The organism is Aeromonas sp. AE23HZ002T15 (genome assembly GCF_054165525.2).
In genome coordinates this window covers 553,732-566,169 of sequence record NZ_CM201342.1, presented here as the reverse complement: position 1 = coordinate 566,169, position 12,438 = coordinate 553,732, and the positions used below count along the sequence as shown (strand labels likewise).

General features: G+C 63.5%; 9 protein-coding genes. 7 read left to right on the top strand and 2 right to left on the bottom strand.

Going from position 1 to position 12,438, the window contains the following annotated elements; translation table 11 throughout:
• Positions 1 to 9 precede the first annotated feature (9 nt).
• The 6 genes from ispG to ACT5M9_RS02430 all read left to right on the top strand — a co-directional run bounded on the left by ispG (position 10) and on the right by ACT5M9_RS02430 (position 6,298).
• On the top strand, positions 10 to 1,125 hold the full coding sequence (gene ispG, locus ACT5M9_RS02455; RefSeq protein WP_438548416.1) for a flavodoxin-dependent (E)-4-hydroxy-3-methylbut-2-enyl-diphosphate synthase: 1,116 nt from the start codon (positions 10 to 12) through the stop codon (positions 1,123 to 1,125).
• A gap of 152 nt (positions 1,126 to 1,277) precedes the next feature.
• Positions 1,278 to 2,555 (top strand): histidine--tRNA ligase, encoded by a 1,278-nt coding sequence (gene hisS, locus ACT5M9_RS02450; RefSeq protein WP_457978228.1) that lies wholly within the window; start codon positions 1,278 to 1,280, stop codon positions 2,553 to 2,555.
• A gap of 3 nt (positions 2,556 to 2,558) precedes the next feature.
• Positions 2,559 to 3,209 (top strand): YfgM family protein, encoded by a 651-nt coding sequence (locus ACT5M9_RS02445; RefSeq protein WP_457978230.1) that lies wholly within the window; start codon positions 2,559 to 2,561, stop codon positions 3,207 to 3,209.
• Complete coding sequence (bamB, locus tag ACT5M9_RS02440) at positions 3,202 to 4,386, top strand: outer membrane protein assembly factor BamB (RefSeq protein ID WP_438548413.1); 1,185 nt, start codon at positions 3,202 to 3,204, stop codon at positions 4,384 to 4,386. Before ACT5M9_RS02445 ends, bamB begins: the two co-directional genes overlap by 8 nt.
• A gap of 74 nt (positions 4,387 to 4,460) precedes the next feature.
• Entirely contained in the window at positions 4,461 to 5,969 is a 1,509-nt protein-coding gene (gene der / locus ACT5M9_RS02435) for a ribosome biogenesis GTPase Der (RefSeq protein WP_438548412.1), read from the top strand.
• A gap of 95 nt (positions 5,970 to 6,064) precedes the next feature.
• A complete protein-coding gene (locus ACT5M9_RS02430; RefSeq protein ID WP_457978232.1) occupies positions 6,065 to 6,298 on the top strand; it encodes a zinc ribbon domain-containing protein in 234 nt (77 codons plus the stop codon).
• A gap of 29 nt (positions 6,299 to 6,327) precedes the next feature.
• Here the strand turns inward: ACT5M9_RS02430 and ACT5M9_RS02425 are convergent, their stop codons facing one another.
• A complete protein-coding gene (locus ACT5M9_RS02425) occupies positions 6,328 to 6,471 on the bottom strand; it encodes a hypothetical protein (RefSeq protein ID WP_438548410.1) in 144 nt (47 codons plus the stop codon).
• 166 nt (positions 6,472 to 6,637) lie between these two features.
• Entirely contained in the window at positions 6,638 to 8,149 is a 1,512-nt protein-coding gene (gene mltF / locus ACT5M9_RS02420; protein WP_457978234.1) for a membrane-bound lytic murein transglycosylase MltF, read from the bottom strand.
• A 149-nt stretch (positions 8,150 to 8,298) separates the two neighbouring features.
• On the opposite strand from mltF, the gene purL reads away from it, so the two are divergent.
• Complete coding sequence (purL, locus tag ACT5M9_RS02415) at positions 8,299 to 12,192, top strand: phosphoribosylformylglycinamidine synthase (RefSeq protein WP_457978236.1); 3,894 nt, start codon at positions 8,299 to 8,301, stop codon at positions 12,190 to 12,192.
• The last annotated feature ends 246 nt before the right edge of the window (positions 12,193 to 12,438 follow it).

Below are 12,438 nucleotides of genomic sequence, written 5' to 3'. Positions count from 1 at the left end.
CAGCTCGTCATGTCCGCTCACGAATCCCCGATTATTCGTCGCAAATCCAGACAGATCATGGTCGGCAAGGTGCCGGTTGGGGGCGATGCCCCCATCACAGTGCAGACCATGACCAACACCAAGACCACGGACGTGGCCGCCACCGTCGAGCAGATCCAGCGGATCGAGCGAGTGGGGGCAGATATCGTCCGGGTCTCGGTGCCCACCATGGAAGCGGCAGAAGCCTTCAAGCTCATCAAGCAGCAGACCAACATCCCCATCGTCGCCGACATCCACTTCGATTACCGTATCGCCCTGAAGGTGGCCGAATACGGGGCCGACTGCCTGCGTATCAACCCGGGCAACATCGGCAACGAGGAGCGGGTGCGCGCCGTGGTCGACTGCGCCCGTCACTACAACATCCCGATCCGCATCGGGGTGAACGGCGGCTCCCTGGAGAAAGACATTCAGGAGAAGTACGGCGAGCCGACCCCGGAGGCGCTGCTCGAATCGGCCATGCGCCACGTGGACTACCTGGATCGTCTCAACTTCGAGAACTTCAAGGTGAGCGTCAAGGCGTCCGACGTCTTCCTGGCCGTGGGGGCCTATCGCCTGCTGGCCAAGCGGATCGAGCAACCCCTGCACCTTGGCATCACTGAGGCGGGCGGTTTTCGCGCCGGCGCGGTCAAGTCCGCCATCGGCCTTGGCATGCTACTGAGCGAAGGGATCGGCGATACCCTGCGCATCTCGCTCGCCGCCGATCCGGTGGAGGAGGTGAAGGTGGGCTTCGATATCCTGAAATCCCTGCGCATTCGCTCCCGCGGCATCAACTTCATCGCCTGCCCCTCCTGCTCCCGTCAGGAGTTTGATGTGATCGGCACGGTCAACGCCCTGGAAGAGCGGCTGGAAGATATCATCACCCCCATGGATGTCTCCATCATCGGCTGCGTGGTCAACGGTCCCGGCGAGGCCCTGGTCTCGGATCTGGGTCTGGCGGGCGCCGCCAACAAGAGCGCCTTCTACGAGGGTGGCCAGCGGGTCGACCGGCTCAGCAACCAGGACCTCATCCCCGTGCTGGAGCGCCGCATTCGCGCCCGGGCGGCCATGCTGGATCCGGCCAACCAGATCCCGCTGGACAAGGGTTGACTCGCCAGTTTTCATCAAAGTGGGGCCACCTGGGGTGGCCCCGACTTTAGGTAGTTGATTTTACACCCCGCATCCGGGCACCCTGATTTTACCTCGGGGTCGAAAATCCCTATAATGCGGCCCAAATTCACGTCTTTTTCTCGAGTAGCAACGTGGCAAAACAGATCCAAGCAATTCGCGGTATGAATGATTGCCTGCCGGAGCAGAGCCCGGTATGGCAGAAAGTGGAACAGATCCTGCGCCAGGTCGTGGCCAGCTATGGCTACAGCGAAGTGCGCATGCCCATCGTCGAACAGACTCATCTGTTCAAACGCGCCATCGGTGAAGTGACCGATGTGGTCGAAAAAGAGATGTATACCTTCGAGGATCGCAACGGCGACAGCCTGAGCCTGCGCCCCGAAGGCACCGCCAGCTGTGTGCGGGCCGGCATCGAGCACGGCTTGCTGTATAACCAGGAACGCCGGATGTGGTACATGGGCCCCATGTTCCGTCACGAGCGTCCCCAGAAGGGCCGTTATCGCCAGTTCCACCAGTTCGGGGTCGAGCTGTTTGGCATCAACGGGCCGGACATCGACGCCGAGCTCATCATGCTGACCCATCGCCTGTGGCGTCTGTTCGGCATCGGCGAGCACGTGACCCTGCAGCTCAACACGCTCGGTCAGAGTGAAGAGCGCGCCGCCTATCGCGATGCCCTGGTCGCCTATCTGGAGCAGTACAAGGATCAGCTGGACGAAGAGAGCCAGCGCCGCATGTACAGCAACCCGCTGCGGGTGCTCGACTCCAAGGACGAGAAGATTCAAGCCATCCTGGTGGGCGCGCCGCGCCTGTTCGATCACCTGGGGGAGGAGAGCCTGGCTCACTTCGAGGGGCTCAAGCGTCTGCTGACCGCGGCCGGCATCCAGTTCGAGGTGAACGAGCGCCTGGTGCGCGGTCTCGACTACTACAACCTCACCGTATTCGAGTGGGTCACCAACAGCCTGGGGGCCCAGGGCACCGTCTGTGCCGGCGGTCGTTACGACGGCCTGGTGGAGCAGCTCGGCGGTCAACCGACCCCGGCGGTGGGCTTTGCCATGGGGATGGAACGTCTGGTGCTGATGCTCGAAACCCTGGAGCTCAACGGCGACATCCGCCCGGCGGTGGATGTCTATCTCGCCATGGTGGGTGAGCAGGCCGAGCAGGCTGGCTTCCAGCTCGCCGAGCGGCTGCGTGATGCCCTGCCTGACCTGCGCCTGATGAGTCATTGCGGTGGTGGCAACTTCAAGAAACAACTCAAGCGTGCCGACAAGAGCGGCGCGGCCATTGCCCTGATCCTCGGTGAGACCGAGGTGCAAAACGGGGAGATCACCATCAAGTATCTGCGTGGCCAGGCCGAGCAACAGACCCTCAAGGTCGATGCCGCCATCGCCCTGCTGGCAGCTAAAGGAGAGTAAGCTGTGGAAGTTTATACCACCGAAGAACAACAGGTTGAGGTCATCAAGAGCTGGTGGAAAGAGAACGGCACCTCGGTGATTGCCGGGACCGTCATCGGTCTGGTGGGGCTGTTCGGCTGGCGTTATTACAACGAACACCAATTGGCCAACCAGGAGGCCGCCTCCTCGGCTTACAACGCCATGACCACTCAGCTCGCCAAGGGCGATGCCGCCGCCATCGAGCAGGCGAAGAGCTTCATCAGCGCCCACAAGGGCGACTCCTACGCCGATCTCGCCGCCCTGGAGCTGGCCGCTGCCGCGGTCAAGGCCAACCAGCTGGACTTGGCTGCCGAGCAGCTGACCGAGGTCGCCACCAAGGGTGACGAAGCCATCCGTCCCATCGCCGCCCTGCGGCTGGCCCGGGTGCTCAATGAGCAGGGCAAGGCCGACGAGGCCCTGGCTCAGCTCGCCAAGATCGACAACGACGCGTTCAAGGCCCAGGTGGCCGAGGCCCGCGGCGACGTGCTGCTCAAGCAGGGCAAGCCGGAAGAGGCGCGCGATGCCTATCAGGTGGCGGCGGATGCCGGCGGCCTGCAGGCGAGCAGCGAGCTCAAGCTGAAGATGGACGATCTGGCGCTGCCCGCCGTGACCACGGGTGAGGCTCCGGATGCGTAATCTGTACAAACGACTGGCGCTGGGGGCGGCTGTCTCCCTGGCCCTGCAGGGGTGCTCCCTGTTCAGTTCGGAAGAGGACCTGACCCCCATGGCGCCCTTGCCCGTGGTGGAGTCCGCGTTCACCGCCGACACCCAGTGGTCCTCCTCCGTCGGCGATGGCATCGGTGACTTCTACTCCCAGCTCAAGCCTGTGGTGGAAGAGGATCACATCTATGCCGCCGCCCGCGACGGTGACGTGACCGCCTTCGATCGCAAGACGGGCAAGGTGCTGTGGAGCGTGGATCTGGCCGATCTGCCCATCAACGCCGACAAGCGCAGCGCCCGCCTCTCCGGTGGCCTGGTTTCCCGCTACGGCAAGCTGTTCCTCGGCTCCGAGAACGGGGTGGTCTACGCCCTGAACGAGACGGACGGGGAAGTGTTGTGGCAGACCAATGTGCCCGGTGAAGTGGTGGCGAGCCCCGCCGTCGAGGATGGCCGTGTGGTGGTGCTGACCACCTCGGGCCGCCTGATCGCGCTCGATACCGACGAGGGCAAGCAGCAGTGGACCCTGTCCGAAGAGCAGCCGCCGTTGACCCTGCGCAGCGCCGGTGCCCCCGTCATCACCAACGGTGCCGTGCTCTACGGCCGCGCCGATGGCAAGGTGGGCATCGCCCTGCTGAGCAACGGTCAGCCGGTGCGTCAGTCCAAGGTGGCGGATCCCCGCGGTGCGACCGAGCTGGATCGCATGGTGGACGTGGACGCCGCCCCCCTCATCGCCGGGGATGAGCTCTATGCCATCGCCTACAACGGCCAGCTGATGGCCCGCAAGCTGATGAGCGGCGACGAGGTGTGGAAGCGCAAGTATTCCGGCTATCGCGATCTCGCGGTGACCGGCAATGCCATCGTGCTGACCGACAGCCGCAGCCACCTGTTTGCGGTGGACAGACGCAACGGTCTCGAGCTGTGGTCCAACACCCAGCTCGAAAACCGCACCGTGACCGCCCCCGTCATCCTGGGTGACTATGTGGTGGTCGGCGATGTGGAAGGTTACCTGTACTGGCTGGATCGGACCGACGGGTCCATCAAGGCCATGCAGCAGCTCGACAGCAGTGGTCTCTATGCCGCTCCCCTGGTGGACGGTGACACCCTGTATGTGCAGAGCCGTGGTGGCAAGTTGTACGCTTTGCAGCGTCCCTGATCACCCGTCAATTTGAATATCCGGCTCCTGGTCTTCGGACCCGGAGCCTTTGTCGTCTTGAGAATGAGGCTTTTATGACTCCTGTAGTTGCCCTGGTGGGCCGCCCCAACGTGGGGAAATCCACCCTGTTTAACCGCCTGACCCGTACCCGGGACGCCCTGGTTGCCGACTTCCCCGGCCTGACCCGGGACCGCAAATACGGCCAGGCGAAGCTGGGCGAGCTGGAATTTATCGTGGTCGATACCGGTGGTATTGATGGCACCGAGGAGGGGATCGAGCTGAAGATGGCCGAGCAGTCACTGCTGGCCATCGAAGAGGCCGATGTGGTGCTGTTCATGGTGGATGCGCGCGCTGGCCTGACCGCCGCGGATCAGGCCATCGCCGAGCACCTGCGCAAGACCCACAAGAAGGTGTTCCTGGTCGCCAACAAGACCGATGGTATCGACGGTGACTCCGCCGTCTCCGAGTTCTACGGCCTGGCCCTCGGCGAGGTGTACCAGATGGCGGCCGCCCACGGCCGTGGCGTGCTGAGCCTGCTGGAGCTGGCACTGGCCCCCCATCTGGAGGAGCTGCTCAAGGCTGCTGGTACCGATGCCGAGGCGCAAGAGGAATTGGACGAGGACTTCGACGAAGAAGCCCTGCTGCGCATGGTGGCTGCGGGTGATCTGGATACCAAGGAAGACACCAAGGAGACCCCATTCGCCGACTTGCCCATCAAGTTCGCCATCGTCGGGCGTCCCAACGTGGGCAAGTCGACCCTGACCAACCGCCTGCTGGGGGAAGACCGCGTCATCGTCTACGACATGCCGGGCACCACCCGCGACTCCGTCTACATCCCCATGGAGCGCGACGAGCAGAAGTATGTGGTCATCGATACCGCCGGTGTCCGTCGCCGCGGCAAGGTGCACGAGACGGTGGAGAAGTTCTCCGTCATCAAGACCCTCAAGGCCATCGAGGACGCCAACGTCTGCCTGCTGGTGATCGACGCCCGCGAGACCATCACGGATCAGGACTTGAGCATCCTGGGCTTCGTGCTCAACTCCGGCCGCTCCGTGGTGCTGGTGGTGAACAAGTGGGACGGCCTGGATCAGAAGGTGAAGGAAGATGTGAAGAACGAGCTGGACCGTCGTCTGGGCTTCATCGACTTCGCCCGGGTGCACTTCATCTCCGCCCTGCACGGCAGCGGTGTCGGCCACCTGTTCGAATCCATCCAGGAGGCGTACCAGTCCGCCACCCGCCGTACCAGCACCGCCATGCTGACCCGTATCATGCAGATGGCCCAGGAAGATCACCAGCCCCCCATGGTGAACGGTCGCCGGGTCAAGCTGAAGTATGCCCACGCCGGTGGCTACAACCCGCCGCGCATCGTCATTCACGGCAACCAGTTGAACGATCTGCCGGACTCCTACAAGCGGTATCTCATCAACTACTTCCGCAAGTCCCTGAAGATCATGGGCACCCCGATCCGGGTCGAGTTCCAGGAGTCGGTGAACCCGTTCGAGGGCAAGAAGAACAACCTGACCCTGAGTCAGGAGCGGCAACGGGATCGCCTGCTCAAGGCGCGCACCAAGTCCAAGAAGTAACGCTGCAACGGCTGCCTTTGGTAGCCGTTTCTTTTTTAACACGGGGGGAGGGCAGCTGAGCTGTTCATGCCCCTAATCGCGAAGAGGAGCCCAGCATGAACCCCTTGATGTGCCCGGCCTGTGACAGCGGCCTGGACAGCCGCAGCCACCAGACCCGGTGTCCCCAGTGTCAGGCCGCCTACCGGGTCCGGGCCCTGTGCCCCACTTGTCAGCAGGAGCTGGAGCGGCTCAAGGCGTGCGGCGCCGTGGATTACTTCTGCAATCACTGCAACAGCCTGATCTCCAAGCGGGCGGTGCAGTTCGAGCTGACCCCGGCAGAGCAAGCCTGAGCCATTAAAAAACCCGGCCAAGGCCGGGTTTATTCCGTGTGCTCCGCAATCAGCAGGCTGTAGGAGCGGTTTCGGCGCCATATCTTGCGCTTCATGTCATTGAGTCTGAGCTTGCGTCTGGGGCTCCAGGCGCACTTGGTCTTCTTGACCAGCAATCTTTTTCGGGCTCGCATCTGGTTTCTCCTGTCTGCTCGTCCTGCGTCTCTGGCATGGCTCGCCATTATTCCTCTGATATCACAAGCTGATGAATATGCTGTGATAACGGGGGTTTTAACAAGCCTTTTACAGTGGGAATGTTAACAGAGAACGGCGCCGGAAAACACACCCCGAGACGCGTCCTCAGGGGGTGATGATCTGCTTGACCACCTCGGCGATGATGGTGGGACGCTCCGCACTGGCGACGGGGGAGGTTGGCGCCATGGGTTCGCTGCCGTCATCCTCCCCCTGGGTCTCGCGGCGCTGGGCCTTCTGCTGCTCGTTGTCGAGCCAGAGCAGGCTCTGGTAGTACTGGCGCACGTTGTTGACGTAGTTGCGCGCCTCGCCGCCGCGGGCGTAACCGTAGCGTACCTTGCGGTGCCAGCGGGCCTGCTGTAGCAGCGGCAGCACCTCTTTTACGTCGCTCCAGGCGTCGGGGTTCTTGCCGAGCTCCTTGGTGAGGCGACGGGCGTCCATCATGTGGCCGTAGCCGATGTTGTAGGCGGTGAGGGCAAACCAGACCTTCTCATCCTCCGGCACCGAGTCCGGCACCTTCTCCATCATCTCCTGCAGGTAGCGGGCGCCCCCCTTGATGCTCTGCTCCGGGTGCAGGCGATCGCTCACCCCCATGGCCTTGGCGGTGGGGCCGGTCAGCATCATCATGCCGCGCACCCCGGTGTAGGAGCGCGCCTGGGGGTCCCAGTGGGACTCCTGGTAGCTGATAGCCGCCAGCAGTCGCCAGTCGATGTCCTTGGCGTGGGCCTGGAACAGGGACTGGTACTTGGGCAGCAGGCTCTTGGCCCGCTGCAGGAAGGTGCGGGTGTCGACGAAGTCGAAGTTCTGCACGTGGCCGAAGTACTTCTCGTCCAGCTTGGCGATGGAGCCATCCATGAAGCGCTGGCCGAAGAAGTCGATGATGCTGGCGTAGAGGCTGTCATCCGGCAGCTTGGTCATGGCCCAGGCCACCGCCTGCTTCTTGGCGAGCGTCATCCCCTCGGTGAGCTCGGGGTAGTAGCGCTGGGTACGGGCCAGGACGGTGTCCTGCACCACTGTGTAGTCCACCTCGCCATCTGCCACCTGCTTGAGCAGTTCCTCCACGTCCGCATCCCGGTTGATGCTCCAATCGAGATTGGGATGCTGCTTGGCGAGCTCCTTCATCAGATCCTCGCCGGTGGAACCGGCGGGTACGACGATGGAGCCCTTGAGATCCCCGAGATCCTTGGGTCTGGGGGAGCCGTTGCGATAGACCAGCTTGGGGGCGACCTGATAGAAGCCGGGGCCGAAGCGAAACAGCTTGCGCCGCTCCGGGGTGACTACTATGGCGGCGGCGGCGAGATCGAGTTTCCCCTTCTCCAGCATCTCCACCAGCTCGGCGGTGCTGTAGGCGGGGATGATGGTCAGCTTGACCCCCAGCCAGTCGGCATAGTGTTGGGCGAGCTCGTAATCGAAGCCCTGGGCGACGTCGTCTCGCTGGTAATAAGAGGTGGGGCCATAGAGGGTGCCAACCCGGATCTCGCCCCGTTGGCGGATCTGCTCCAGCTGGCTGGAGGGGGAGTAGAAGTCACAACCGGCTAGGGCCAGGGTCATCACGATCCCGATAAACAGTCGAAAAATGCAGCGCAAGTAGGTGAGTACCCTTGTTGAAAAAATCGGCATTTGTCAAAAAAGAGGCTCCTTTATACCAGAGAGTGTGGAGGGAGTCACATCGCCAGAGATGAGAAAAACGTTTGTCCGTGGTGGGCCTGATCCCTATAATACGCGCGTCTCAAATCCCCCCACACTCTAAAACTTGGTGAGAAAGGTATATGGAAATCTTGCGTGGTGCCCCTGCACTGTCTGAGTTTCGTGTCCACAAGCTGCTGCAAAGCTGCGTGCAGAGAGGAGTAGAGATAGAGAGCGTCTATGCCGAATATGTGCACTTCGCCGAGCTGTCTAGCCCATTGTCGCCCCCCGAGCGAGCGACCCTGGGCCAGCTCCTGCGCTACGGCCCGACCATCCCAGAACACACCCCAAGCGGTCAGTTATTCCTCGTTACCCCCCGTCCCGGCACTATCTCCCCCTGGTCTTCCAAAGCAACCGACATTGCCCACAACTGCGGCCTAAATCAGGTCAAGCGTCTCGAGCGCGGCATCGCCTATTACGTGCAGGCCAAGGGCGAGCTGACCCTTGCCCAGCGTGACGAGGTTGCCGCCTTGCTGCACGATCGCATGATGGAGACGGTGTTTGGCGAGCTGACCGAGGCGGCCGCCCTGTTTGCTCACCACGAGCCGCGCCCCTTCACCCAGGTGGACGTGCTGGGGGGCGGTCGCGCCGCCCTGGCTGAGGCCAACGTGACCCTCGGCCTGGCACTGGCCGAGGACGAGATCGACTATCTGGTGGCGAACTTCACCAAGCTTGGCCGCAACCCGAACGACATCGAGCTCTACATGTTCGCCCAGGCGAACTCGGAGCACTGCCGTCACAAGATCTTCAACGCCGACTGGACCATAGACGGCGAGCAGCAGCCCAAGTCGCTGTTCAAGATGATCAAGAACACCTTCGAGCAGACGCCAGACCATGTCCTGTCTGCCTATAAAGACAACGCCGCCGTGATGGAAGGGAGCGAAGGGGGCCGCTTCTTCCCCAGCCCCGCCAGCGGCGAGTATCAGTATCACCAGGAGCGGGTCGACATCCTGATGAAGGTGGAGACCCACAACCACCCGACCGCCATCTCCCCCTTCCCGGGGGCGGCCACCGGCTCCGGCGGCGAAATTCGCGACGAGGGTGCGACGGGTCGTGGCGCCAAGCCCAAGGCGGGCCTGGTGGGCTTCTCTGTCTCCAACCTGCGCATCCCCGGCTTCGAGCAGCCCTGGGAGCAGGATTTCGGCAAGCCGAGCCGCATCGTCAGCGCCTTCGACATCATGCAGGAGGGGCCGCTGGGTGGCGCCGCCTTCAACAACGAGTTCGGCCGTCCGGCCATCCTCGGCTACTTCCGTACCTTCGAGGAGCAGGTGCCGAGCCACAACGGCGTCGAGGTAAGGGGTTATCACAAGCCCATCATGCTGGCGGGCGGTATCGGCAACATCCGCACCGAGCACGTCCAGAAGGGGGAGATCCCGGTGGGGGCCGCCCTCATCGTGTTGGGTGGCCCGGCCATGAACATCGGTCTGGGTGGCGGCGCGGCATCGAGCATGGCCTCCGGTCAGTCCGCCGAGGATCTGGACTTCGCCTCCGTGCAGCGGGACAACCCCGAGATGGAGCGCCGCTGTCAGGAGGTGATCGACCGCTGCTGGCAGCTCGGTGATGACAACCCCATCGCCTTCATCCACGACGTGGGGGCCGGCGGCCTCTCCAATGCCATGCCGGAGTTGGTGAACGACGGCGAGCGGGGCGGCAAGTTCGATCTGCGTGCCATCGCCAGCGACGAGCCGGGCATGAGCCCGCTCGAGATCTGGTGCAACGAATCCCAGGAGCGCTACGTGCTGGCGGTGGCTCAGGACAAGCTGCCGCTGTTCAAGGCCCTGTGCGAGCGCGAGCGCGCCCCCTATGCGGTCATCGGTACCGCCACCGAAGAGAAGCATCTCACGCTGTCGGACAGTCATTTTGACAACCAGCCCATCGACCTGCCGCTGGACGTGCTGCTTGGCAAAGCCCCCAAGATGCATCGCGACGTCGCCAGCCTGCCCGCCCAGGGCAAGCCGCTGGCCCTCGATGGCATCACCCTGAGCGAGGCCGCCGAGCGGGTGCTGCGCCTGCCGACCGTGGCGGAGAAGTCCTTCCTCATCACCATAGGCGATCGCACCGTCACGGGGCTGGTGAACCGCGATCAGATGGTCGGCCCCTGGCAGATCCCGGTGGCGGATTGCGCCGTCACCACCGCCACCTATGACGGCTACCATGGCGAGGCCATGTCCATGGGTGAGCGTACCCCGGTGGCGCTGCTCTCCCATGCCGCCTCCGCCCGTATGGCGGTGGCCGAGGCCCTGACGAACCTGGCGCCTGCTCATATCGGGTCGCTCAAGCGGGTCAAGCTCTCCGCCAACTGGATGGCCGCCGCCGGTCACCCCGGCGAAGACGCCGGCCTCTACGAGGCGGTCAAGGCGGTGGGGGAAGAGCTCTGCCCGGCCCTCGGTATCACCATCCCGGTGGGCAAGGACTCCATGTCCATGAAGACACGCTGGCAGCAGGACGGGGTGGATCACAGCGTCACCTCGCCGCTCTCCCTGCTCATCTCGGCGTTTGCCCGGGTGGAAGACGTGCGCAATACCGTCACCCCGCAACTGCGCACCGATCTCGGTGAAACTGACTTGATCCTCATCGACCTTGGCAACGGCAAGCAGCGCCTCGGCGCCTCGGTCCTGGCCCAGGTCTATCGCCAGCTTGGACAAAGCGCGCCGGATCTCGACAACCCGGTGCAGCTCAAGGGCTTCTTCAACGCCATCCAGGCGCTGGTGGCGGACAGAAAACTCATCGCCTACCACGACAGGTCCGACGGCGGCCTCTTCGTCACCCTGACCGAGATGGCCTTCGCCGGTCACTGCGGCCTCGACATCCAGCTCGACCGCATCGGTGGCGACCTGCTGCCTGCCCTGTTCAACGAGGAGCTAGGTGCCGTCATCCAGATCCGCCGCGAGGACAAGGAAGCCGTGCTGACTCTGTTGGCCGGTCACGGCCTGGCCGCCTGCTCCCACGTGCTCGGCACGGTGCGGGAAGACGACCTCATCCTGTTCCAGCGCGCAGGCCAGGATGTGTATCGCGCCAGCCGTACCGCCCTTCGCACCATCTGGGGCGAAACCAGCTGGCAGATGCAGCGCCTGCGGGACAACCCGGAATGCGCGGACAGTGAACACGCCGCCCGTCAGGATGCGACGGATCCGGGTCTGCAGGCCAGGCTGACCTACAACCCGTCAGAGGATGTGGCTGCCCCCTATATCGCCCGTGGTGTCTCCCCCCGTCTGGCGGTGCTGCGCGAGCAGGGGGTCAACTCCCACGTGGAGATGGCGGCCGCCTTCGACCGCGCCGGCTTCACCGCCGTCGACGTACATATGAGCGACATTCTGAGCGGACGCATCAAGCTGGAGGAGTTCCAGACCCTGGTGGCCTGTGGCGGCTTCTCCTACGGCGACGTGCTGGGGGCGGGCGAGGGCTGGGCCAAGTCCATCCTGTTCAACGACGGCGCCCGCGGGCAGTTCCAGCGCTTCTTCGAACGCGGTGACACCTTGTCCCTTGGCGTGTGCAACGGCTGCCAGATGATGTCCAACCTGCGGGATCTCATCCCGGGGGCCGAGCTCTGGCCACGCTTCGTGCGCAACCGCTCCGAGCGCTTCGAGGCGCGCTTCAGCCTGGTGGAGGTGCAGGACTCTCCATCCGCCTTCTTCGCCGGCATGAAGGGCTCCGTCATGCCCATCGCCGTTTCCCACGGGGAAGGGCGGGTGGAGGTGCGTGACAGCGCCCACCTGAACGCACTGCAACAGAGCGCCCTGGTGGGTCTGCGTTTCGTGGACAACCGTGGTCAGGTCACCGAGCAGTACCCGGCCAACCCGAACGGCTCGCCGGACGGCATCTGTGCCGTCACCACGGCGGATGGCCGCGCAACCATCATGATGCCGCACCCTGAGCGGGTGTTCCGCACAGTGGCGAACTCCTGGCACCCGGACAACTGGGGCGAGGATGGTGCCTGGATGCGGATGTTCAGAAACGCCCGCGTGCGTCTGGGTTAATCTCAGGCTCAACTCGACAGCAATGAGAAACCGGCCCTAGGGCCGGTTTTTTTATGGGCGCAGGAGAGGGGATGGATCATCCTGCCTCGCTGCTTCAATAGCGTTCAATACCCTTCTATTCAGATTTGGGGATCCGATCGCTTGTGGAGGATGGTGAGAGGGAAGGGGAGGGGCTGAGCCGGGGGTTTACCGGGTTTGAACATAGTGACTTCCCGTTAGATCGGGATATAAAAAAACCGGCCACTG